Annotated in this window: 23 protein-coding genes and 1 pseudogene; 17 read left to right on the top strand and 7 right to left on the bottom strand. The window is 36.2% G+C overall.

Features of this window, described 5'->3' with window-relative positions:
* Nucleotides 1–91 precede the first annotated feature (91 nt).
* A complete protein-coding gene (locus tag N178_RS11775) occupies nt 92–472 on the bottom strand; it encodes a DUF4183 domain-containing protein (RefSeq protein WP_045292351.1) in 381 nt (126 codons plus the stop codon).
* 134 nt (nt 473–606) lie between these two features.
* Here N178_RS11775 and N178_RS11770 point away from each other — a divergent pair, with 134 nt between their 5' ends.
* Nucleotides 607–969, top strand: coding sequence for a DUF4183 domain-containing protein (locus N178_RS11770; protein ID WP_237758455.1), 363 nt, complete (start codon nt 607–609; stop codon nt 967–969).
* A 57-nt stretch (nt 970–1,026) separates the two neighbouring features.
* Here N178_RS11770 and N178_RS27810 read toward each other — a convergent pair whose 3' ends face one another.
* Nucleotides 1,027–1,161: a hypothetical protein gene (locus N178_RS27810; RefSeq protein ID WP_013083673.1), complete on the bottom strand. Its 135-nt coding sequence runs from the start codon at nt 1,159–1,161 to the stop codon at nt 1,027–1,029.
* An 80-nt stretch (nt 1,162–1,241) separates the two neighbouring features.
* On the bottom strand, nt 1,242–1,733 hold the full coding sequence (locus N178_RS11765) for a hypothetical protein (RefSeq protein ID WP_028409022.1): 492 nt from the start codon (nt 1,731–1,733) through the stop codon (nt 1,242–1,244).
* A gap of 407 nt (nt 1,734–2,140) precedes the next feature.
* On the opposite strand from N178_RS11765, the gene N178_RS11760 reads away from it, so the two are divergent.
* The 3 genes from N178_RS11760 (at nt 2,141) to N178_RS11750 (ending at nt 4,336) form a co-directional block, all read left to right on the top strand.
* Nucleotides 2,141–2,560 carry a hypothetical protein gene (locus tag N178_RS11760; protein ID WP_014459592.1) on the top strand — a complete coding sequence of 140 codons (420 nt, stop codon included), beginning with the start codon at nt 2,141–2,143 and terminating at the stop codon, nt 2,558–2,560.
* A 72-nt stretch (nt 2,561–2,632) separates the two neighbouring features.
* Complete coding sequence (locus tag N178_RS11755; protein WP_045292350.1) at nt 2,633–3,631, top strand: glycine-rich domain-containing protein; 999 nt, start codon at nt 2,633–2,635, stop codon at nt 3,629–3,631.
* A 126-nt stretch (nt 3,632–3,757) separates the two neighbouring features.
* Nucleotides 3,758–4,336 carry an HAD-IA family hydrolase gene (locus N178_RS11750; protein ID WP_045292348.1) on the top strand — a complete coding sequence of 193 codons (579 nt, stop codon included), beginning with the start codon at nt 3,758–3,760 and terminating at the stop codon, nt 4,334–4,336.
* A gap of 70 nt (nt 4,337–4,406) precedes the next feature.
* On the opposite strand, the gene N178_RS11745 is transcribed toward N178_RS11750, so the two are convergent.
* From N178_RS11745 to N178_RS11735, 3 genes are all read right to left on the bottom strand, one after another.
* Nucleotides 4,407–4,934, bottom strand: coding sequence for a mechanosensitive ion channel family protein (locus N178_RS11745; RefSeq protein WP_237758454.1), 528 nt, complete (start codon nt 4,932–4,934; stop codon nt 4,407–4,409).
* An 856-nt stretch (nt 4,935–5,790) separates the two neighbouring features.
* Nucleotides 5,791–6,813: a hypothetical protein gene (locus tag N178_RS11740; protein WP_045292346.1), complete on the bottom strand. Its 1,023-nt coding sequence runs from the start codon at nt 6,811–6,813 to the stop codon at nt 5,791–5,793.
* A 969-nt stretch (nt 6,814–7,782) separates the two neighbouring features.
* Nucleotides 7,783–9,246: a hypothetical protein gene (locus N178_RS11735; RefSeq protein WP_045292344.1), complete on the bottom strand. Its 1,464-nt coding sequence runs from the start codon at nt 9,244–9,246 to the stop codon at nt 7,783–7,785.
* A 327-nt stretch (nt 9,247–9,573) separates the two neighbouring features.
* On the opposite strand from N178_RS11735, the gene N178_RS11730 reads away from it, so the two are divergent.
* The 5 genes from N178_RS11730 (at nt 9,574) to N178_RS11710 (ending at nt 15,628) form a co-directional block, all read left to right on the top strand.
* On the top strand, nt 9,574–10,455 hold the full coding sequence (locus N178_RS11730; RefSeq protein WP_045292341.1) for an HAD family hydrolase: 882 nt from the start codon (nt 9,574–9,576) through the stop codon (nt 10,453–10,455).
* 591 nt (nt 10,456–11,046) lie between these two features.
* Complete coding sequence (locus N178_RS11725) at nt 11,047–11,871, top strand: pyruvate, water dikinase regulatory protein (protein WP_045292339.1); 825 nt, start codon at nt 11,047–11,049, stop codon at nt 11,869–11,871.
* Nucleotides 11,872–11,991: 120 nt separating this feature from the next.
* Nucleotides 11,992–13,494: a malate:quinone oxidoreductase gene (locus N178_RS11720; RefSeq protein WP_045292337.1), complete on the top strand. Its 1,503-nt coding sequence runs from the start codon at nt 11,992–11,994 to the stop codon at nt 13,492–13,494.
* 250 nt (nt 13,495–13,744) lie between these two features.
* Nucleotides 13,745–14,404, top strand: a complete 660-nt coding sequence (locus N178_RS11715; RefSeq protein ID WP_045292335.1) for a 2OG-Fe(II) oxygenase — start codon at nt 13,745–13,747, stop codon at nt 14,402–14,404.
* 399 nt (nt 14,405–14,803) lie between these two features.
* On the top strand, nt 14,804–15,628 hold the full coding sequence (locus N178_RS11710) for a thermonuclease family protein (RefSeq protein WP_045292333.1): 825 nt from the start codon (nt 14,804–14,806) through the stop codon (nt 15,626–15,628).
* Nucleotides 15,629–15,694: 66 nt separating this feature from the next.
* Here the strand turns inward: N178_RS11710 and N178_RS26730 are convergent, their stop codons facing one another.
* Nucleotides 15,695–15,838: a hypothetical protein gene (locus tag N178_RS26730; RefSeq protein WP_155017337.1), complete on the bottom strand. Its 144-nt coding sequence runs from the start codon at nt 15,836–15,838 to the stop codon at nt 15,695–15,697.
* Between the two features lie 159 nt (nt 15,839–15,997).
* Between N178_RS26730 and N178_RS11705 the strand changes: the two genes are divergently transcribed.
* The 8 genes and pseudogenes from N178_RS11705 (at nt 15,998) to N178_RS11670 (ending at nt 23,373) form a co-directional block, all read left to right on the top strand.
* Entirely contained in the window at nt 15,998–16,552 is a 555-nt protein-coding gene (locus N178_RS11705; RefSeq protein WP_013057535.1) for a GNAT family N-acetyltransferase, read from the top strand.
* A 197-nt stretch (nt 16,553–16,749) separates the two neighbouring features.
* Nucleotides 16,750–17,310, top strand: coding sequence for a hypothetical protein (locus N178_RS11700; RefSeq protein WP_045292331.1), 561 nt, complete (start codon nt 16,750–16,752; stop codon nt 17,308–17,310).
* A 199-nt stretch (nt 17,311–17,509) separates the two neighbouring features.
* A complete protein-coding gene (locus N178_RS11695) occupies nt 17,510–18,340 on the top strand; it encodes a YitT family protein (RefSeq protein ID WP_045292330.1) in 831 nt (276 codons plus the stop codon).
* A gap of 312 nt (nt 18,341–18,652) precedes the next feature.
* Nucleotides 18,653–19,051, top strand: a pseudogene (locus N178_RS11690) (DUF4395 domain-containing protein); the annotation flags it as partial.
* Nucleotides 19,052–19,299: 248 nt separating this feature from the next.
* Nucleotides 19,300–20,823, top strand: coding sequence for a nickel ABC transporter substrate-binding protein (gene nikA / locus N178_RS11685; protein WP_045292328.1), 1,524 nt, complete (start codon nt 19,300–19,302; stop codon nt 20,821–20,823).
* Nucleotides 20,824–20,825: 2 nt separating this feature from the next.
* A complete protein-coding gene (gene nikB / locus N178_RS11680) occupies nt 20,826–21,767 on the top strand; it encodes a nickel ABC transporter permease (RefSeq protein ID WP_045292326.1) in 942 nt (313 codons plus the stop codon).
* A complete protein-coding gene (gene nikC, locus N178_RS11675) occupies nt 21,764–22,570 on the top strand; it encodes a nickel transporter permease (RefSeq protein ID WP_045292324.1) in 807 nt (268 codons plus the stop codon). The genes nikB and nikC overlap by 4 nt, the downstream gene beginning before the upstream one ends.
* A 5-nt stretch (nt 22,571–22,575) precedes the next feature.
* Nucleotides 22,576–23,373: an ABC transporter ATP-binding protein gene (locus N178_RS11670; protein ID WP_045292322.1), complete on the top strand. Its 798-nt coding sequence runs from the start codon at nt 22,576–22,578 to the stop codon at nt 23,371–23,373.
* Nucleotides 23,374–23,382: the final 9 nt, after the last annotated feature.

Raw genomic sequence — 23,382 nt, 5'->3', positions numbered from 1 at the left:
TTTTATTGTGATCACTAAATTTCTGTAAAACTGAGATTTTATATATCTTACACGCGATTACGCTTTAAAATAAAACGGTAGCAAGTTATTTTTAAGTTTGTACATCAGTTGTAGAATCAGGAGCAAAGTTAACAACTTCCAAAACTATAGGAGAACCTGTTAAAACGCTAGATCCTGCAGGAACAGTAATAGCTAAAGAACCGACACCCGTGGCTCCTGGCGTATATGTGGAAAGGCCAGCCATTTGTAAAACGCCGTTGATATACACATTGTAATAGCTGTTATCCGTAGCTAAAGCTGGAAGTGCAGTAGCCGCGCCACCTGTATCACCAAAAAAGTCAGCGGCATCTATTGTTAAAGTAGTTGCACCCGTAGTTGTAGCAGTTGCTGTATAAAAGAAACGTGAGACGGTTGGGCTGGCTGTTACAGTGGTAGCAGCGGCTATAGCGAGTTTCATAATTTGAAGAGGCATAAATGTGTTACCTCCTTTCATGTTCTATCCTTCAATATATGCATTTGTTCCTTCTGAGGAATAGGTTTAATGGCATAAATTTAATTCTTAAAGACTATAACTAAACTAAGTACATCTGTGAAGGAGAGTCTTTCTTGAAAAAAAAATCTTACGGCTGCGATAAGTATGCACCTTCTTGTTCAACACCTTTTATTAAGCTTCCCGTGTTGCCTCAGCAGGAATTTAGGTATATATTCCCGAAAAAAGTTCGCATCTTTGAATACTATACCGTAGCCGGAGGCAGCAAGCGCATCTTTACAGATCAAGATGCGTTAAAAAAATATGGCACTCAGCGTATATTGGATCCTGAGAGCTACTCATACAGTAATCTATTCATAAACGGTGTGTTGCAGCCTTCCTCCAATTACAGCGTCCAAAAAGGACTTCTTATCATTAACACAGAGGATATTCCTTTAGAAAAATCACCCGTGATTTTACAAATGATTAAAGTAATCTAACTTTCAACCACAAAATGCGAAGTACACATGCCTGGAAATAAAAAAACAAGGTGAACGTTAGTCAGTTCCACCTTGCTGTGATTCTTCTTTTTTAACCGGAGCGTCACGCTTGAACATGTGATAGTAGGTAAACCCCAAGCATAGAGCGCCGGCGATTGAACAAAAATATTGCAAAAAACGGACGAAATCCATTGGAATGACCTCCCATTTTCAGTTTCGCTTCTAGTATGTACAGGGAAGTGAAATAATATGTGAAAAAGGGAGGTTTTCTCTTATAGTTCGTATGGTTCTTGAAGAGTAAGGTAAGGCTGCTGATCTTCAAGACCAAGACGCTTATTTAATTGTCTTTTCATTAAATCGTACTGGTAGATGAGGTGAAATTGATTTTTTTTCGGTGTTTCACAGCGAATGTAGGTTTCTTGCCCGTTCTTGTCTGTGAAATGAATGGTTAACTCACCGAAATAGCGTTGAACAGGAGCTCCGTGAAGGCCTTTTTCATTTTTGACAACCTTTGAAAATTCTGCTCGTTGAATACGGTTAAATGGAATAATAGCTACTTGATTGATAACAAGACGCTGATCGTACATGTCAATTTTAGATATGGAAATTTGATTAATTCCTTCTGCAAATTTAACATGCCCGTTTACAGAAACAAGCGGTTTGCGATCCTCAGGATCAACAGCGCCTTGAGGTCGCTTAATGACGTAGAAGCTAGCTACGCCAAGTGCTACGATACCAACCACAACAATAAGTGCAAACATCATTTTGCATTCCACCTCCTGAGTATAGATGTGTAATCTGAATTTAACAGCAAGCTGTTTCAGTTGCCATATTGCCTCAACAATGAGGGTAGAGAAAAGCAGTTCGGCAGTTCATTATAAGTATATACATACGTTCGACAATATGGTGTGATATTCCTTCTTATTATGACTTTTTTACGACAAAATGGGCAAAACTCTTTTCGAAAATGAAGCAAATCAGTTACAATTTAAGGATAAGGTACCAAATTTCTTTTCTGTCTCAAAAAAGTGCAGAAAAGCGTAAAAAATTCTAGGTACTTTCTCATATTTTTACTATTTTTATAGAATTTATTCCAATTTCTAATCCTTTATCGTGTATAATCTCTTGTGTGCAGCATGATATACATAAAGGTGTAAGGAGGCACAGTTCATTGTCTTTATCAGCAAAAAAGATATTATTATTAGTTTTAGTAGTTATATGTTTAGTGTTAGTTGTGATGCAATTCATAAATCGATCAGCAGAGCCGACTTCTGAACAGGCCCAAGAAACACTGAGTAAGCTTCCTGAACAAGAAACCGTTAAAGAAAAAGCGAAAGGCGACGAGGAAGCGCACAAATATCGAGTGTATTATATTACTATTGAAAAAATCGAAAATGGTACATACAGCGGAACAACAAAAGAAGGAACGGGCATTAAATTTTCCGATAAAAATTTAAATGAACCGATTCCAAGCAATTTGAAAAAAGGGGATATCGTTAAAGCATACTTTGATCTGGAATATAGCACGAAAGGTCTAGTCAAAGTAGAAAAGGTAGACGAGATACCCGATGATGACGAGAGCTCAAGTTAATTGAGCTCTTTTTTTGTATTTTACGAATGTGGTAAAATATTGAATACATAGACACGGTATAGGGGGAAGAAGATGATAGCAGCAATTATAGTAGGAGCGGTAATTCTTTTAGCTTTGATTATCAAAAGAATTGCAAAGTCGAGAGGATTTTGCTTGTATAAAGAGGAGCTTCCAGATGAGCTCGGAATACATAGAGATAAAGAGTTTGAAGATATTGTTCATTCACTAGAAGATTCTTTACCGATAGCCTATGTTCAGCAAGTGAAACAGCGTATGAAAGGGAAAAATACAAAAGACGATGAAGTGGAATGGACGTTTTTTGAGATGAAGCGCTACTTTTTATTAAATGCAGTCATCAAAGACGTACCGATGTTTAGTGCAAAAGTGGATGAAGTATGGCATGAAATGATTATGTTTACAGTAGATTATGAGCGTTTTACAGACCTTTTTTTCAGCCGCTTTTTGCATCACCAGCCAAATCTAGAGACAACTCCATCCCCACAGCCGGATAAGCGAGCGTTCTTTGATTGGATGTATGCTCATTTGTTTGACATAACGGGTAACAGCCGACTGCTTTGGGGGAAATTTTTTCAGCATCCGCTTGATAAAAGTACGCTTCAAGATTTTCAAAGGTTATCAGAAGATGAATTACTAGATCGCTATTTTTTAAGAAACGGCAAATGGGAAAAACAACAGAGGCACTTGATTCAAACGTTAAAAGAAGAAATCACTGCTGCTCAAAAAAGAAAAAAAGCAGGCGGATCAACTTACTTTAAAAAAACGGCTAAAAAAGGAAATGTATCAAACGAACTTCTTCTTCAAGGCTTTGTTTTTTATTCTCTCTACAAAGCCACCAATTTTTCAAGTCATATGAATGAACTGCTGCTATATAAAAAGACGATGTATGGGGGAGATACAGCTTCCTACAGCGGCTATAGCTGTTCAAGCCCGTGGGAAGACAACCGTCATCATCACCACGATGGAGGTCACCACCATCATGACAGCGGCAGCAGCTGTTCGAGTTCAAACTGCAGCAGTTCTAGCTGCGGGAGCGGATGCAGCAGCAGCTAGTACAGTAAAAAACTCGTATAAAGAGAGTTTTTTTACTGTAAATGCAACGATGATAAAAAGGTTAACTGACAAGCAATGAAAAATTTGGTATAATCGTTACGTTTTTAAAAAGGAGAGACAGCGAAAATGAATATTTTATGGGACTTTGATGGAACCATCTTTGATACCTATCCGACTATTGTGAAAGCATTCAAAGAATTACTAACAGATCCAACGATTTCAGAAGATGATATTTTAAAACAAATGAAAATATCTTCTGATGTAGCAATTAAGCATTTTGATATTGAAAAGTCTTTGTTTGATAATCACTTCCATGTGCTCGAACAAAAAATCAACCCTAAAGATAAGCCTGCTTTTCCTCACGTGGAAGACGTACTGAGCTTTGCCAATACAAATGTAATTGTTACGCACAAGTCTAGACAGTCTACGCTTGATATCCTGGCATTTTTTAATATGGAGCACTACTTTACGGAGATTATTACAAAGGATGATGGCTACAAGCGAAAGCCTGATAGCGGCGCTTATGCATATCTTCACGATAAGTATCAGCTCGATTTAGTGATTGGAGATCGCGAGCTCGATTTAAAACCTGCCCGTGAACTGGGAATTAAAACATGTGCATTTCAAAATGACGATATTGAAGCAGATTATCACCTTACATCATATGATCAATTCTTTACAACTGTCGTAAATAAAAACTCGTGAAGCTATTCTTCACGAGTTTTTATTTGTTCAGGTGTATGTATTTCGGGAATTTCACCGAGCGTGTAGTTCGCTACTTTTGTAATGTTACTATTAGCAAAAAAATAAACTCTCCGTCGACTCCGCGAATTTTTGTCGTGCGCAATCCAATTTCTTCAACAGTTCCTTTCGTATCATTTATAGATACGTGATCTCCTACTGAGAATTGATCTTCAAATAGAATAAAAAACCCGTTTAAAATATCTTTAATCAAATTCTGTGCACCTAAGCCTGTAATAAACCCTGCTACGCTAATACCAGCTAAAAGTGCTTTCATATTAATTCCAATTGCCTCTAAAGACGTAATAAGCACAATAAAATACACAACGTACATGACAATGCTCAGACAAAGTTTTTTCAGCGTTATTTCTTTTCGTTCGTTGTACCTCAGCAGCTTAGTTTTAAATCTGAAATCAAAGATTTTGTTAATTATACTGCGAGCAAACCGGATAACGATTTGAGCAATGATAAAAATCAAGATAATCTTTATGATTACTTCACTAATGTCAATCCATTTACCGGTGTTAAATAAAGTTTGATGTATCCACTGTATGTATTTCATGACTAAGTCCCTTTCTTGCTTTATAAAATTTTCTCTACTGAATAGTATAATTTATTTTTAAAAATATACTACTAAAATTTACTAAGGTAAGTTTGAACGATTATATGGTTTTATTTTAATTTATTTTAATTTATTTTAATTTTGTATATGTAATGAAAACTCCATAATTTAGAAAAAGAGAAATCCTCAAGCATAGAGATTTTTAAAACATTTCTTTATACAAATATTAAATAAAAACTTATAGCAGATATTAGTATAGATCTTATTAGCAAACATTATATACAGATATTAGAGAAAGAAAAACCCTCTAAAAACCCTATGATATCAAGGGTTAGAGAGAAAATAACTTTTCAAAAAATATCTCTGTGGAAAATAGACCTTTTTTGTGAACAGCATCCTTTAGTCAAAGGATGTATTTTATCGTAGTAGATATGGAATCTATTTTATTTACTATGTTTATTCTTTTATAATAGATGGATTTTAAAACCAATGGTATGAAGATTGCTGTTAAAAGTATGGATTATTTCCACTGTGGATAAATATGGTCGCATCAAAGAGTAAATAATCTGGAAATCACCGTCAATAAAAGAATAGAGAGGATGGTTTTATTAATAAATAGGATGATATAAAGTTTATTGATTATGTTTTTTTTCTTTTGTGGATAAATATGAAGGTGTTTTTGAGTAATATTCCGTAGTTATACACAAGAAATATCATTTATTTGAACTCATTTCGTTTATATAGGTAGGATAATGGAATTGGAGAGTTGTAGAAATGGATGTTTGTTTGCACCATTTGCACAAAAAAGAGAAAAGAAGTGAAAGAAAACAAAAAAAAGGCATGCCAAATAAGCCCCTTATGAAGCTGTAAGTTCGGCAGGGACTTGATCTTGAAGATTTTTTGAAAGCTCTTTTCGAATGAGCGTACGGATTTTTCCACCGTAATTTTCAACGACTTGAGCATCATGGCTGAAGAAGGCCTGTTCAATCAGAGAATAAAGGGCAGACTTCACTCGTTCAATACCATATTCAAAAGAAAGCTGAACCAAATCAGTAATGTCTTCGTTTTGGAATGAAGACATCAAAGTTCCTGTAGAATCTGTGCTGTGTCCAGATAATTTTACAAAAGTCTCTTCAATAGCATTTCGAATCGCCGTGTTATATTGCTCTTTCTTTTCTTGTTTCGACATCTTGCCATTTTTCGCGCCGTCTTTTAAAACAAAGAAAATAGTAGATCCTTGAACAACGGTTTTAAATGCACTCGTCTGCGTTTCAGCTATTTTCTGCATCATGCCTTTGTAGTGAGTATATTTCGGGGTGAAAATTTTATAGTCATTAAAGCTAATTTTTGAAGTGTTTTCTTCAGGATTAAACTGACGCTTAATCGTATCATTGTCATAAACCAATTCTTTGCGCAGCTCTAAACGAAGGGCATTTACGTTTTCAATTAAAATAAGCTCTTCAAAGCGAGTATATTCTAGTTCCATAAACCCAAAGCCGTTTTCTTCAAAATATTGAGGATAGGGAACAATACAAATATTGATTCCCTTGCCGCTGCGAGAATAAGAAATTAATTCTGTTTCTGCTAATACTACATTGTTGTTGCGAACTGTTCGAACCGTACAATTCAAAGCAGCTGCAATCTCTTTTTCAGAAACATCACAAATAATACCTCTTTCATCAACGTGAAGGAAGTGATAAAAAATTAATTGTGAAATTTGAGATTTAGATAAACGATGATGTTCCGCCACCGTTTTGATTGTAGGGTTCCCATGAGCGTCTAGGTCCATGTGATCTTCAATATCTTTATATTTTTCTACGGTGCTAGACAATTGGCGAATAATTTGTTTTCCAATTTTCGCAAATTCTTTTTTTATCATGAGAATCCCTCCAATCTATTTCATATCTACATTAATTTATTAGGTTAAAATAACAAAGAATACCTTGTGAAAATTATATCAATAAGAAACAGAATCGCAAACGAACGAGTAGTACGCGAAAAACGGCAAAAGGTTCAAAGAATGCTGTCATATCAAGGGATTCAGAGTATATGTTTTTTAGTACGCGAAAAACGGCAAAAGCAAGCAAGCGCCGGTAGAACAGTGTTTGTTACAATCAGTAAAAATCAAAAAAAACTTTATGCGTTTTAGTACGTCAAAAACGGCAAAAGGCTCAATATAGTACGCCAAAAACAGCAAAAGTGAAGAGTGGTACGCCAAAAACAGCAAAAGTTATCTTTATTCACCTAAAAAAAGGTAAAAAAATAGCTTCTATGATTGTTGGAAATAACACAACAAATTTTATTGGTACGCTAAAAACGGCAAAAGGTATTTTTAGTACGTTAAAAACGGCAAAAAAAGCGTAGTAGTACGTCAAAAACAGTAAAAGTTTTTGTTTGGTACGCCAAAAATGGCAAAAGCTTTACATAGGTTTCAAAAAAAATAAAAAATGTGGTTTGAAAGGGTAATAACTAAGGGAAAACCAACGTTTAGTACGCAGAAAACGGCAAAAGTAGTGGAGGAGTACGTCCAAAACGGCAAAAGGTAGGATTGTTTTACGGGAAAAAGAGAAAAATTAACAATTTATATGGAATAATTAGCAAATGAAACGAATTTAGTACGTCAAAAACGGCAAAAGAAGCAAAGTGGTACGTCAAAAACAGCAAAAGACGGTAATTAGTACGCGGAAAACGGCAAAAGCATCGGAGGAATACGTCAAAAACGGCAAAAGCTTTTGTTTAGTACGTTAAAAATGACAAAACTTCCAAACTATGAAATAAAAATAGAGGGAGATTTTGTATCAAAAAGACGAAAATGGCAAAATGTCAAATAAAAAAGGAAGGGAATGATTTACCCTTCCAATGTTTCTCTATGTTCTCCTCCAAAATAGTCTTGAATTTCATAATTTTGAAGAGGAATAAAAGAGATTTCAAATCCTTGAAGTTTTTGCTGGTAATTTTGTATCAGTACTTGATTGCTAACAAATTCTGCTAGAGATTCATTAATTAATTTTAGGTTTACATCAATTTTCTTTGAACGAAAACGAACTTTTGAAGCAAAATATTGATACGGATAAAAATGAGTGTAAGATTTTTCTTGTAAATAACAATCTAAACGCTCTTTTTGAAATGCATAAAGCAGTAAAGAAGAAAGCGAGTTATCTTTAAACTTTTTAATAACATCACTGTAAATTTGTACAAACTGCTGATTTAAAAAGCCTTGATGCGTATCATCGCTAAATACAATCGTTGCATATCGTCTGCCCGTTACTTCATCGGTTTCAATAACAGCCTTTTGGAAGAAGTTGATCGCAAATTTTGTATCTCTGGAATTTTTCTTCTTTGCTACACCTTCTACGTGATATCTGGCAATTTTCATAATGCGGGCTTCAACCGCTTCATAGTTTTTTACACCTTTTGAATTATAAATTTCTTTAACAATATCCGCTAAATCAAGCGTCACCGTTTTTTCTTTATAAAACATCTCGTCGCGCTGTGAAAGGGCAAACTGGATAATTTGAGAATCTTTCGGATCTAATACCATATTTCGCTTGGAAAGAACCGTTTGATTATCATTCACAGGGATAATGGTACGAATGAAATATTCTTCATCAACTTTATAGTCATTATATAAAACGACTTCTTGGGAGTTTGTTTTAACTTCCATATTGGTTTTAAGAGAATGACTTTCATTTGAGAAGATAGGGGCCTCTACCCACGAGTTTAATCGTTTATCAATCCAGTTGCTTAAATTTCCATTGTATTTTTCTAATATGATTTCAGCAATTAAAAAAGTAAAGTCCGTGTGAAATGCTTTCTCTATTTGATAATTCATTTTTGAATCTAAATAAGGAAAATCAGTAATGTTTGTTTTTTTGCTTTTAGCCCATGCCTCTACTTCTTTTAACTTTATCTTTAAAATATCTTCAGGTTTTTCCACGCCAAACAGCTTTTTTAAATGTTCGGTATCCACTTTTTTATCCATCACTTTTTTTGCTAATTCAATGTCTTCAAAAATAGGATTAGGCTTTTCTGCTTTAATATCTTTTTTTAACGTTTGCAGCCAGTTTTTCTTATTTGATTGCCTTCTTTTATAAGCGGGATTTCTTATTTCCTTAGGATTTATTAATTTATTCTCTAAAACAAACGTATCTTGCAATATATTTAAAATGTAGTCTTCTATAAAATCTTTTTCATTCGAAAAAAACGAATGAGAATCATATAAAAAGTCTATGCACTTTGCTTTGATATTGTCATCGATCGCATCGCTGATTTGTTTAATAAGGTAAGGAGAAAAATTGGATGGTTCGTTCATGTTGACCTCCTCTGTATGTATTTAATCTGTAACAATCTTATTATATCTTTTTTGAACGATACTCTAAAGGCTAAAAGGAAAATTCGTTTTTGTGACTGCTGTTTTATATCAAATTAGCCTAACTGACTATCAGTACATATAAAGGCTTATTGCAAATATAAAATGCTTTCTTTATAGCGCTTGTATAATATAAGTAGATACTTTAGATGTAAGGAGAGTATTATAGTAGTTTTATAAAAGAGAAAAGTAAAGTACATTCATTGAGTTTGAAAATGGAAAAGTTTATACTTGCCAAGTACACTCTTTTTACAAATAGGGGGAATAAGTATGTTGTTAAAACCTAAAGCAATTTTTTTAGATATGGACGGTACGATATTAAATCGCTCCAACAAAGTAAGTATTCAAACAAAAGAAATCGTTGACGAATTACGAAAACAGGGAATTTTTGTTTTTATCGCTACGGGAAGAGCGTTTGATGAAATAGAAGAGTTAGTTCCTGAAGGCTTTCAAGTAGACGGATTTATCACATCAAATGGTATGGCAGGATACGTAGGAAAAGAATCAGTCTTTCAGCATTCGCTTTCACTTCAATTGGTGGAAACTATTATTGAAAAAGCAAGAGCGAACAAGGTATACTATGAGCTTTTCCCGTATGGCACACCTCGCGTGACGTTAAAACAAGATCAGTCATATGTGGAAAATGAAATTAGAGATCCAAAGCCAGACAGTGTGGAAATTAACGAGTGGCTTTCTCGTAAACAAGCGATTAAAGAAGAAATTGACTGGAAAGATTCTGTAGAGGGAAGTGAATTTTCGAAATTCTATTTCTTTGCAAGAACGCATGAGCATATCAATAAATGGAAAGAAAAGCTTGAAAAACTCAAGCAAGAAACAGACTTTACAACTTCTACTTCATCTAAACACAATGTCGAAGTGATGGTTGCAAACGTAAATAAAGCAACAGGAATTCAGCAAATGCTAAAACATTTTAATTTGCCCGAGCAAGACATTTTAGCGATTGGCGACAGCAACAATGATTTGCCAATGTTTCAGTTTGCTAGCTATGCTGTAGCGATGAAAAATGCGCCGGATCACATTAAAGAAATTGTGGATGACATAACGGAATTTAACTGTGACGAAAACGGCGTATATCATTATCTTTCTAAATTTTTATTGCAAAAATCTACTAATAGTACGCCCGTTTTATAAGAATTAATGAATGAATTGCCGAAGCAAAAAGCAACGGTGAGATAGAACCAACTATTCAAAACATCGTCGTTTAGGCGGTGTTTTTAGTATATATAAGGTCAAAAGTAAACCGTTCATTATTATTAGTTATAGCACTCTTAGCTAAAAAGAATAGATGAGATTAAACCTTCTATAATGTTCTTTTTCAAATCATGTTATAAATAAATATAACTATCCTCGTGTCTACCTTTATAAAACGCCGCTCAGCGAGGTGAGTCTCATCATCTAAAAGCATAAATCCTTTTAACATTTAAACTTTTTCTTTCTTCAAACTTTTTATAAAATGCTGAGAAAAGGGATTGTATCTAAGTATATTTAATGCTAATATAACATTTAATGAAAATAGTATAACATATTTAATTTTATTTTATAATTAGTATGACATAAATGTTGGATTCAATCGTTTTTTTGAAGTGTTTATAATCACAGTGTCCAGAATATTAGTCCATTCATTACCAATAAAATATGTACCTTGCAAGCTGCCAAATGATAGTTGAACAAAAAATGCTAGCGTTATTAAACTATTAAAACCAAAGAATAGGAAGATTTAATGTGAATAAAAGAAAAATTGTCTATATAGTTTCCGACTCAGTAGGTGAAACGGCTGAGCTGATGGTAAAAGCAGTTTTAACTCAATTTAGTGGAGAAGATATTGAAATTCAAAATACTTCTTACGTAGAAGATGAGGGAAATATTGATAATATCATTGCTGAAGCAAGGTATAATGAGGCCATCATTGCGTATACCATTGTCATCCCACCTTTAAAACAGTATCTTGACCAAAAGGCACAAGAAGAAGGAATTGTAGCCATTGATTTAATGACTCCTCTTATGAGTGCCTTTAGCCAAACCTTTAATAAGGAACCTAATCTTCAACCGAGATTAACGAGAAAATTAGACGATAACTATTTTCGAAGAGTAGAAGCAGTTGAATTCGCTGTTAAGTATGATGATGGACAAGACTTCAGAGGTATCAAGCGAGCAGATCTAGTGTTGATTGGTGTTTCGAGAACATCTAAGACGCCACTTTCTATGTATTTAGCTCATAAAAGTCTTAAAGTAGCGAATATACCGTTAGTTCCAGAAGTAACGCCTCCTGATGAACTTTTTACTATTCCGAAAAATAAATGTATTGGTTTAGTTATTACACCAGATAAACTCAATGAAATCCGAAAAGAACGATTAAAAAATTTAGGTTTAGCGTCTCAAGCCAATTATGCCAATGTAGATCGAATCCTTGAAGAGCTGGACTATGCTGAGAAAATTATGAAGCGCATTGGCTGTCCTATTGTTAATGTTTCAGGTAAAGCAGTTGAAGAAACCGCTGAAGTGATATTGAGCATGTTAAAAAAAGACAAGATAAAAGGGTATGTATAAAAACTGTTGCTATGTAAGACAGCTAACTTGTCAGACATGCTTAATCTATAGAGAGTCAGGTAGAACAGGCCTGTTGCTAAAAGGCGCTTTTTGAAAATATAAAAGATAAGGAAGATTGTGATGAGCAATGTATATAAAAAAACAGACGTTATCTTAATTGGGGCCGGAGTTATGAGCGCAACGCTGGGATCTTTACTAAAAGAGCTGGCGCCGGAATGGGACATTACAGTATTTGAGAAACTCGCAGATGCAGGAGAAGAAAGCTCGAATGAATGGAATAATGCAGGGACTGGTCACGCTGCACTATGCGAGTTGAACTATACATCTGAACAAGCTGACGGATCTATAGATATTACAAAAGCGGTGCGAATTAATGAACAGTTTCAGCTTTCAAGACAGTTTTGGTCGTATCTTGTAAGCAGTAATTTAATTCATAATCCGCGAGAGTTTATTATGCCAATCCCTCATATGAGTTTCGTACAAGGAGAAAAGAATGTATCTTTTCTAAAAAAGCGTTTTGAAGCGCTATCAAATAATCCGTTGTTTCAAGGAATGGAGTATTCGGACCATCCTGAAAAGCTAAAAGAATGGATGCCGCTTGTCATGAAAGGCCGTACATCCCCTGAAGCAATTGCGGCAACTAAAATAGACTCGGGGACGGACGTGAACTTTGGGGCTTTAACTCGTATGTTGTTTAAACATCTAAAGAGTAAAAGCGTAGGAATTAACTACAACCACAGCGTTGAAAATCTGACACGCACCGCAGACGGCCTGTGGGAAGTAAAAGTACATGATATTCATAGCGGTAAACAGGAATATCACACGGCGAAATTTGTTTTTATCGGAGGAGGAGGCGGAAGTCTGTCTTTACTCCAAAAAACGGGTATTCCTGAGTCCAAACATATTGGAGGGTTCCCGGTAAGCGGATTATTTATGGTATGTAATAATCCCCAAGTTATAGAGCAGCATCATGGGAAAGTGTACGGGAAAGCGAAGGTTGGTGCTCCGCCAATGTCGGTTCCGCACCTTGATACACGCTATATCGACCGCAAAAAAACACTGCTGTTTGGACCTTTTGCCGGATTTTCACCAAAGTTCTTAAAAACGGGTTCAAATTTGGATTTACTCAGTTCTGTAAAACCGAATAATATTTTGACGATGTTAGCAGCAGGCGTCAAAGAGATGGGCTTAACAAAATACCTGATTCAGCAGGTGCTGTTGTCAAATGAAAAGCGTATGGAAGAGCTTCGCGAGTTTATTCCAAATGCAAAAAGTGAAGACTGGGATATCGTCGTAGCGGGTCAGCGTGTACAGATAATCAAAGATACGGAAGCCGGAGGTAAAGGCACTCTCCAATTTGGTACAGAAGTTGTGAGTTCAGCTGATGGTTCCGTCGCTGCATTGCTCGGGGCTTCGCCAGGTGCTTCGACTGCTGTTTACGTCATGCTTGAAGTGCTAGAAAAATGTTTCCCGCAGAATATGAAGAAATGGGAACCAAAAATAAAAGAAATGATTCCTTCTTACGGCTTGTCTCTGGTAGAAAATCCAGCGCTTTTTAACGAAATTCATGCTTCTACAGCACAAACGCTTGATTTAAGCAAAAAAGAACTTGTGTACCGATGATTTTAGGCGGCCTTTGACACGTATGCTTTAGATGAAAAGAATTTTTCAGGCTGCTTTATAAACTGTTTAAAATATAAGTGAAATCTATAAGAAAAAATGAAGGAGCTCCGTTATATTGCGGGCTTCTTTTTATTTATTTCCTTTACTAGCAGAATTTACTTCGTATACATGATATAATTCTTATTAGTAAGCGTTTACATATAATGAAGTGAAGAAGTGGAAAATAGCTATTTCGAGGAGCCGATAAAAGATGATTCTAACTAATACATCTTTACTAACAAAAGAACAAACGATTTTTAGCCATTCAGGGAATAAAATTAAATTAGAAGATAGAGAGATTGATATTGTTGCTCGATTTGAAGAGCCTCTCGTTCTAGTTTTAGGAAATGTTCTAAGTAACGAAGAATGTGATGAACTTATACAGCTATCTAAAGATAAAATGCAGCGATCAAAAATTGGCGCTGCACGTGAAGTAAACAGTATTCGAACGAGCAGCGGCATGTTTTTTGAAGAAAGCGAAAATGAGCTTGTACATCAAATTGAAAGAAGACTTTCTAAGATAATGGGACCGTCTATTGAATATGCTGAAGGCCTTCAAGTTTTAAAATACTTGCCTGATCAAGAATACAAAGCACATCACGACTATTTCACTTCTGCAAGTAAAGCATCTAAAAATAACCGTATTAGTACATTGGTTATGTACTTAAATGATGTCGAAGAAGGAGGAGAAACTTATTTTCCTAAGCTGGGTCTTTCCGTATCTCCGGCAAAAGGAATGGCCGTGTACTTTGAATATTTTTATAGTGACGCTGAACTTAATGACCGTACTCTCCACGGTGGAGCTCCTGTTATAAAAGGAGAAAAGTGGGTCGCTACCCAGTGGATGCGCAAACAAAAAATTCGATCGTAAAAACAAAGGTTTGAAGAGTCCTATTAGCTATCGTTAGTGAGGGCTCTTATTTATGTTACAAAAAAATAGCAAGCATGTTAGTCAGTTATTATATTGAAATATTCACACTTATTCTATTTGTGCAGCTATTCCTTATTCTTATAAGCCGGTAGACGATAAATGTATTTGTAGTGTAAAATATCCTCATGATTAAAAATCTGGATACACGAAAACGAAAAATGTGTTCGTGAGATAAAAATAAAATAGATGCTATTTAAAATGATGACTTTAAAACAGGCTGCGCGAAAAACTCGTGAAAGGATTTTCACGAGTTTTTGTTTTTAGGTGATTTACACTATTTATAAAATCATTTTACTTTTATATAGTAGATAGGGAATGTGTTAAAGGAGGACCCGGGTTTTGAAAGAAATAAAAGCAATTATTTACAGCATGATCGCGATGTTTATGCTGCTTCTTACTGGATGCAGCGATGAGCAGGCAAGTCATTCAAGCACATCTTCTACCGATACAAAACAAGCAGTTCAAGTAGAAGATTCATCAGATCAAGAAGAAAATCATAGTCCTTCTAAAGCAAGTCGTGAAGATGTAGTAGGTGAGGCAGCTACGGTAGAAAGAGTGGTGGATGGCGATACGCTTAAAGTAAAAATGCTGAACGGAAAGACGGATCGCGTACGACTACTTCTTGTCGATACCCCTGAAACAAAGCATCCCAAACTAGACGTACAGCCCTTTGGTCCAGAAGCATCTGCTTACACGAAAAAAAGGCTAGAAGGGCAGGAAATCACTCTTGAATTTGATGTGCAAGAACGTGATCAATATGGACGGTTACTTGCGTATGTATGGATAGATAATGAGCTATATAATGAAGAGCTGCTAGCAAAAGGGTTAGCCCGCGTAGCAGTATTTCCGCCTAATACAAAGTACGTAGATGAATTTAAGAAAATACAGGAGCAGGCTCGAAAAAGCGAAAAAGGCATCTGGAGTATTGAAAACTATGCCCAAGAAAAAGGCTATAACACGGATGCTGTAAAAAATCAGTCCTCTTCTAATCAAAAAGATACCCAATCTGCCACAAGCTGTGAAGGTAAAATAAAAGGAAATCAAAACTCCAAAATTTATCACGTGCCAACCGGGGCGCACTACAATCAAACTATGAATAACGTCATTTGGTTCTGTACTGAAAAAGATGCACAAGAAGCAGGATACAACAAGGCAAAGAACTAACAAAGAAATTCAGTAATTGCTGAGTTTCTTTTTTTATGAGCTCACTAAAGGTTTGTATAGGAGTAGCTAAATACCATCCAACAAAGAGCGGCCGATCCGTATAAGAAGACGCAGTGGCCATATGAGCAGCTGAGGCACTTGTAAAAGAACCTCCGCTATAAGTTCTCTCCCGCTCATCGTATTATCTTTCTGCTGACAGCGTTTTTTCATAGTCATCATCCATTCATTTGAAAATATACATTAATTATACAATGAAAGGAAGATTAGGAGTTAATTTTTTCTTTCTTTTCTTTTTCGTGTTAAAGTAGATAGGTAAGAAGTTTTGTTACAAATAACGCAAGCGAAGAGAATAAAGGGAGTTTGAAAATCGTGAAAATAAGGAAAGCAAGAAAAGAAGATGCTTCTGCTGTAACGGAATTACTTTATGACATGCTTGGGAGTATTGCACGCTCTCATACGGCGGCTACAACGAATGAAGAAGCGCTTTTAAGACTTAAAGCGTTTATTCTGTCTGAGAAGAATCGCTATAGCTATCATCATATTACAGTCGCAGAAGTCGATGAGAAGGTAGTTGGACTTATGCTTTGCTACGAAGGAAGTATGTTACAAACGCTTTATGAACCAGTTAAGCGTTTTGTACGTGCTAAACTTAATAATCCAGCGTGGGAAATTGATATAGAAACTGAACATGGAGATTATTATATTGACTCTCTATGTGTAGATGAAGCTTACCGCGGAAAAGGGATAGGAACGGCTCTTTTAAATGTAGCCAAGCAAGAAGCCAAAAAGCGTAAGATGTTTTTATCGTTAAACGTTGAATATAATAACGTAGAAGCAAAAAAATTGTATCAGCGTATAGGCTTTCAAGAGCATAAAACCATTTTTATTGATAAAAAACCATTTTTTTATATGAAGACTGCCTGATCATCTTTACGGTAGTATTTTTTGTGATAAAATGGATATATAAGTAAAATAATAAGAACCAACAGCTCAGCACTCTTGCTGAGCTTTCCTGTAAATCGCGTAAACGTATCAAAATGGAAAGAATCCTACATCCAATGGACCATAAGCAAGCGGTCATGAAAGTATGTTTGCTGATGTGCCACATGAAAGGAGCGTGCATGAACATCAGAGATCTTCCGTTTAATATGAGTTATCGATTTAATGAACAGCTTCGAGAAGTTCCGGTTAACCCACACCAAATGAAGCAGGGAATTATCTATTTAAAGAAACGAGCTCTTGAAGAAGAAGATGAGTGTGCCGCTGCTAAAACATATGGACATATTGGTGTATATGAGCGCATACTTGGAGAATTAACGAGCAGTGAAAGACACTTGCAGCTGGCCATTTATCTATATGACCGACATGCTGATACAATAGGTGAATTTTTGAATACGATCCGACTTGGACATACATATCACTGGCAAGAACAGTGGGATAAAGCGAATGAAACGTTTCAGCTACTCATTGAACAATTAAAAGCGGATGAAGACCTTCACATATATGAAGACTTTGTCTATCAACATTATGGAAAATGTTTACTTGATCAGCGGATTGTTTCCAGAGCACATCACTATTTTCAACGCGCGTTAGAAATTCGATTGAAAAAAGGCGATAAAGAATTGATTGAGTCGACTAATTCCTGCATCCGTCTTTGCTTAAATAAATTAAAACATTCCTAGTATACATAAAAGATAAATGACTCATAGCCTTAGTTACACATAATGCATAAACTTTCCGTTTGACAAACGTATGTGAACATATTATAGTCATACATGGCAATTTAAGAATACGTAATATAAAAACTAAACATAAGCGTCTCTTCTCTTTTGGAGAAGGGGCTTTTTTATGTGAATTTTTATGTCGAGGAGGGTTTAATCGATGAGTAAAACAGTAAAAGATGTCATCTTTTTATTAATAGGTTCGTTTGTATTTTCACTTGCCGTTAACATGTTTGTCATTCCAATAGGACTAGGTGAAGGCGGCGTTACGGGTATATCCATTATTTTATATTATACAACGCATCTTTCAACGGGCGTCACTAACTTTATTCTAAACGGTATCTTGCTTATCGTAGGGTATAAATTTTTAGAGAAAAAAACGATCGTCTATACGATGATTACGATTATCGCTACATCTATTTTTCTTCACGTAACTGAAGGCTGGAGTCTTCATCTTCATGAAGAGCTCATTGGCATGGTTTTTGCCGGTGTACTGCTAGGCGTTGGAATTGGGATGATTTTGCGCGTTGGTGGAACAACAGCAGGTTCAGCCATTATTGCTCGAATTCTAAATAAGTTTTTAAACTGGAAAGTCAGTCATGCACTTTTAATGGTTGATTTACTAGTGGTATTAGCTTCTTATTTTATTATTGGAATCGAAAAGCTGCTATTTACGATCGTCATGCTTTATATTACAACAAAAGTAATTGACTTCGTTATTGAAGGATTCGATGCCAAAAAGGCCGTTACCGTTATTTCAAGCAACAAAAATGAAGTAGCAGATCAAATCAATGAACAGCTTGATCGGGGAGTAACGATTCTAAACGGTCGAGGGAACTATACAAAAGAATCAAAAGAAATCTTGTATGTGGTCATTAATAAACAAGAGCTTCTTAAACTTAAAAAGCTGATTAAAAAAATTGATGATGAAGCATTTGTGATTGTACACGATGTACGAGATGTAATTGGAAAAGGCTTTCTAAGCGCATAATGCTGTGGTTCTTGGCAATTTTTTCTGACGTTGGTGTTCTCCGGAAAAGTATGATATAAGTGTGTCTAGAGACAATTCAATATACGAAAGGAAGAACCCATATGCGTAATAAAAGGCATGTAAAGCGTCTTCTTCAACGTCGAATTCGTTCTTTACGATACGTTGTCTTGATTTTATTTACGATACTGATCTTAAAGTACGTTAGTGAAATTATGTAACTTTTTTGTATGAGTCTTATCGCTCATTTGGAGTGCTTTTTCTTTCAATTCAGTAAACCAATTTGTATAATAGGTTTTAAGAAGGAGGAGTTCCATGAGCATTCCCAAACCATTAGTTCAGCTTAATCAACTCTTTATCGTTATAACGGTTTTGATCGCTTTACTTGCGGCAAAGTGGCTTTTACTTTTGCCTTTTCTCGTTGGAGTAGTCACACTTGCAACAAAGCGGAATCCCGTAATTATGTCAGGGAAAAAGCTTCTCAAAAAGCCTGCTTCTTCTTATCAAATGGAAGACCGGGATCAGCAGCTTTTTAATCAATGGATTGCAACGATATGTATGGGAGTTGCTTTCATTTCATTTTTAATGGGTTATACGCTTGTCGGCTATGTATTTAGTATAATGGTGATTCTTGCTGCAGGTGTAGCACTGATGGGGTATTGTATAGGCTGCACGATTCGTTATCGATATATGATGTGGAAATATAAAAGAAAAAACACGCTGCATAAACAAGGCCTCGAGAAGGCTTTGTTTTTTTATGCTCATTTGTATACGTTATCAATAAATTCAATCATCATAACAGGTGTTAGAGCACCTTTATCCTTTAAAAACCTTTGTTGACAAAGTAAGGTAAACAAATTAAACTTTTTATGATAATAATAATCGTTACGATTTAAAGGAGGGAAAGTATAGTTAGAGACAGTACATAAAAAAGGATAGCTTTTAATAAAGGAAGGGTTTATATGAGAAAAAAGATAAGTCTGCTATGCTTAACGCTTGCTACGATAGGTATGCTAGCGGCATGTTCGAGTAAATCCGCGAGTACCGGACAAGAGAGTGAAACGAAATCACTTACTTTTGTATCGAATTTTCCAAGTGACACGCTCGATCCACAGCTAAATTACACAACTGTACGAGCCGGCATTGCGGAAACACTAGTCAAAGTGAATGAGCAATTACAGATTGAACCATGGCTCGCAAAGAAATGGAAAACAGAAGATAATGGAACGACCTGGATATTTGAGATTAGAGACGGGATTACGTTTCAAAATGGCAAAGTTCTGAATGCTGAAGCCGTGAAACATTCGTTAGAAAGAACGATAAAAGAAAACGAAGCAATGAAAAGTGCACTTAAAATGAAAGAAATGAAAGCCAGTGGCCAAATCTTGACCATTATAACAACCGAGCCCCTTGCCACGCTGCCTTCTGAACTTGTTCATCCAAACACGGCAATTATCGATGTAGATACTTCAGATATAAAAAGTAAACCAGTGGGAACGGGACCATTTGAAGTAGTTTCGTTTAAACCGGATAATGAAATGAAAGTAAAAAAATACAAAGAATACTGGGGCGGGGAACCAAAATTGGATGAAGTTGTGTTAACATTTAATGATGATGAAAATGCACGAACGTCCGCTTTGCAATCGGGTGAAGCTGATATTGTATATCGTCCGGCAATTGAAAGCTTAAATACATTAAAACAAGATTCGTCTATTGTAGTAGATATACAGCCGAGCCTCAGAAATCAAATGCTTTTCTATAATTCAAAGCAAGAAGCATTTAAAGATAAAAATGTGAGAAAAGCGTTTGATGTATTACTGAATCCAAAAGATGTTGTGGACACAGCGCTTGCAGGTCAAGGGTCGCCAGCAAAAGGTCCATTTTTAAAGAGTTTGGATTTTTCGAACAATCAAAAAACGAAAATCTATGGACCAAGTGAAGCTCAAAAATATTTAGAAAAAGCCGGTTATATACTCAAGGATGGAAAAGCAATAAAAAATGGGAAACAGCTTTCTTTTAAGCTTGTTACATATCCTTATCGTCCGGAACTGCCTTTAATGTCACAAATGCTTCAGTCAGAAGCAAAAAAGATTGGCGTAAAAATAGATATTCAACAAGTTGAGAATATGGACGAGTATATGACAACAAAAGATGATTGGGGAATCGTTACATACAGTCTAGTAACGGCGCCTCGAGGAGACGCAGGATATTTCTTTAATGCTCTTTATATGGAGGGAGGAGCATTTAATGTAGGACATTTTCATGAACCAGCATTAACTTCCATTATTAATGAACTTAATAAAACGGTTGAGCAAAAACAGCGCAATAAGTTAGCGGGACAAGCCGGAGAAATAGTAGAAAAGGAAACGCTGCATTCTTCGATTGTTCACCCGAACAATTTTGTAGCCTATAAAGACAATGTGAAAAATTGGGTTACAACCAAAAGTGAATACTATGTGATAACAAAGGATTTAGATGTGAAGTAGATATGAAATTAATTGGTAAAAGAATAATAGAATTACTCATCTTTTTAGTTATCCTATCGTTTCTCAGCTTTGTTTTAATGAAACTAGCTCCAGGAGATCCGGTTAAGCAAATGCTTCGCGTAGACGACGTGGCAGTGTCTGAGGAACAAATAAATAGTTTGAGAACAGAGCTAGGGTTTAATGAACCCGTATATATTCAATATGTAAAATGGCTGACGCGTTTTTTTCAGTTTGATTTAGGGTCTTCGTATATGACAAAAGAGCCTGTCATCGATGAATTGGTAGAGAAGTTTCCGGCTACGCTGCGCTTGACGGTTGCATCTTTGGTTGTGATGCTGTTAATAGCTGTGCCGCTCGGAACGCTATCAGCACTATATCCAAATAAGTGGATTGATTACCTCAGCAGAAGTATTTCCTTACTTGGAGCGTCTATTCCAAGCTTTTGGCTCGGTCTTTTGTTTATACAGCTGTTCTCTGTACGCCTTCAATGGCTTCCTTCAATGGGTACAGGCACAGCAGCTCATCTTGTGCTGCCTTCTTTAACGCTTGGTTTTGCCATGTCCGCTGTGTATATGCGAATGATTAGAGCTAGTCTGCTAGAAGGATTGAAACAAGATTTTGTACGATCTGCTCGAGCAAGAGGAATCAGTGAAAGCCGCATTTTTATTTTCCATGCGTTTCGGTATAGCTTAACACCCATCCTTACCATTTTAGGGACGAGCTTAGGCAGTTTGCTTGGAGGAACAGTGATTATTGAAGTGCTTTTTGCTTATCCTGGAATCGGAAAATTAGTTATTGATGCGATTATGAATCGTGATTATCCTGTGATTCAAGGGTATATTTTGTGGATGGGCCTGTTTGTTGTTTTAATTAATTCACTTGTGGATTTGAGCTACAAATATGTAAATCCCCAGCTCTATGTAAAGGGAGGGGATAAAACGTGAAAAAGCCGCAGCTTCCTTTTGTAGTAATAAGCGTTTGTGGTATTGCGCTTATTTTAGTTTGTCTGTTTGGAAGTCAGCTAACACCAATGGATCCCACACAAGTCAATATGCAAGACCGGCTTCAAAAAGCCACCAGTGATCACTGGCTAGGGACTGATCACTTAGGCAGAGATCTTTTTTCACGAATCGTAGCTGGAGCTCAGACTACGATCGGAACTAGTTTTCTTGTCTTAGCACTTTCTCTTTTGATTGGAGTCCCGGTTGGTTTAATTTCAGGATATATTGGAGGAAAAATAGACCGCTTTTTAATGAGAATTGTAGATGCTTTTTTAGCTTTTCCTGATTATATTGCAGCCATCGTCTTAAGCGGGCTGTTAGGGCCCGGATTAGTTAACTTAATTGCTGCGATGGTTATTGTAAAGTGGGTTAGTTATGCAAGGGTAGTGCGCAGTATTGTGCTTCAAGAAAAGTCAAAAGAATATGTGCTGGTTGCTAAATTAAACGGAGTGGGAGCAGTTTCCTTAATCTTGCGCCATTTTCTTCCCCATGTGGGAGGACATATTCTTGTTCTTGCTACGCTGGATATAGGGAAAATTATTTTAATGATGGCTTCATTATCCTATATTGGATTAGGGACTCAGCCGCCTACTCCTGAATGGGGAACGATGCTAAATGAAGGCAGGGCCTACTTTTACAATGCTCCCCAGCTAATGTTCATACCAGGCGCAGCGATTATTTTATTTGTGCTGACGTTTACAGCTTTAGGTGAATATATTCGAGGAAAATATCAGGTTAATCAGTAAAAGAGGTGATTGTCATCGTTTTAGAAGTAAAACATCTAGCCATTCATAATAAAACAAAACAAATTGTAAAAGACGTTTCTTTTACAATCGAACAAGGACAGTGGATGGCGCTCGTTGGAGAAAGCGGAAGCGGGAAAAGCATCACTGCTGCTTCGATAGGAGGACTGCTGCCTTCAGGTGTAACGCTTAAAGGAGGCTCTATTACCTTTAAGCAGAAAGGAGAGGCGCCTATCCTTGGAAAAGATATTTCGTATATCTTTCAAGACTATCGAAGTGCTTTTACGCCTTTTTTAACAATTGGAAAGCAGTTTGATGAAACGATTCGTACACATAGTAGGCTGTCTAAAAAAGACAGGAAAGCCGCCATTTTTCAGGCTTTAAAAGCTGTGAATTTACCTGATGAACGAGTGTATAAAAGCTATGCTGCTCAGCTGAGCGGAGGACAGCTTCAGCGAGCAGCGATTGCTTTAGCGCTGCTGATGAAGCCTGCCTTGATTATCGCAGATGAACCAACTACGGCTTTAGACAGCGTGGCAGCAGCTGAAGTTCTTCAGCTGCTGTATAAGCTGAAAGAAGAAGCAGGCTGTGCCATTTTTTTTATTACCCATGACTTGCGTCATGTGCGGAAATATGCGGACCGGGCAGCCATTATGCTAGCAGGAGAAATCGTGGAAGAAAACAGTATCGAATCTCTGCTTCACGCTCCGCATCACTTTTACACAAAAAAACTGTTTAACGCCATTCCTTCTTTACAGAAAACGCCTGATCGATTGTTAGATACGCAGAAAAAAGTGTTGATATAGGAGTAAAAT

It is taken from the genome of Priestia aryabhattai B8W22 (genome assembly GCF_000956595.1).
Taxonomy (GTDB): domain Bacteria; phylum Bacillota; class Bacilli; order Bacillales; family Bacillaceae_H; genus Priestia; species Priestia aryabhattai.
The sequence above is the reverse complement of the archived record's forward strand: the minus strand, read 5'-3'. Positions and strand labels throughout refer to the sequence as shown.

Coding starts and splice junctions, on each gene's coding strand:
- N178_RS11765 (WP_028409022.1), bottom strand. CDS start 1,733: ATGATGTTTGCACTTATTGTTGTGGTTGGTATCGTAGCACTTGGCGTA.
- nikA (WP_045292328.1), top strand. CDS start 19,300: ATGAGAAAAAAGATAAGTCTGCTATGCTTAACGCTTGCTACGATAGGT.
- N178_RS11740 (WP_045292346.1), bottom strand. CDS start 6,813: ATGATAAAAAAAGAATTTGCGAAAATTGGAAAACAAATTATTCGCCAA.
- N178_RS26730 (WP_155017337.1), bottom strand. CDS start 15,838: ATGAAAAAACGCTGTCAGCAGAAAGATAATACGATGAGCGGGAGAGAA.
- N178_RS11715 (WP_045292335.1), top strand. CDS start 13,745: ATGATTCTAACTAATACATCTTTACTAACAAAAGAACAAACGATTTTT.
- N178_RS11695 (WP_045292330.1), top strand. CDS start 17,510: ATGAGTAAAACAGTAAAAGATGTCATCTTTTTATTAATAGGTTCGTTT.
- N178_RS11750 (WP_045292348.1), top strand. CDS start 3,758: ATGAATATTTTATGGGACTTTGATGGAACCATCTTTGATACCTATCCG.
- N178_RS11755 (WP_045292350.1), top strand. CDS start 2,633: ATGATAGCAGCAATTATAGTAGGAGCGGTAATTCTTTTAGCTTTGATT.
- N178_RS11730 (WP_045292341.1), top strand. CDS start 9,574: ATGTTGTTAAAACCTAAAGCAATTTTTTTAGATATGGACGGTACGATA.
- N178_RS11700 (WP_045292331.1), top strand. CDS start 16,750: ATGAACATCAGAGATCTTCCGTTTAATATGAGTTATCGATTTAATGAA.
- N178_RS11720 (WP_045292337.1), top strand. CDS start 11,992: ATGAGCAATGTATATAAAAAAACAGACGTTATCTTAATTGGGGCCGGA.
- N178_RS27810 (WP_013083673.1), bottom strand. CDS start 1,161: ATGGATTTCGTCCGTTTTTTGCAATATTTTTGTTCAATCGCCGGCGCT.
- N178_RS11735 (WP_045292344.1), bottom strand. CDS start 9,246: ATGAACGAACCATCCAATTTTTCTCCTTACCTTATTAAACAAATCAGC.
- N178_RS11745 (WP_237758454.1), bottom strand. CDS start 4,934: ATGAAATACATACAGTGGATACATCAAACTTTATTTAACACCGGTAAA.
- nikB (WP_045292326.1), top strand. CDS start 20,826: ATGAAATTAATTGGTAAAAGAATAATAGAATTACTCATCTTTTTAGTT.
- N178_RS11775 (WP_045292351.1), bottom strand. CDS start 472: ATGCCTCTTCAAATTATGAAACTCGCTATAGCCGCTGCTACCACTGTA.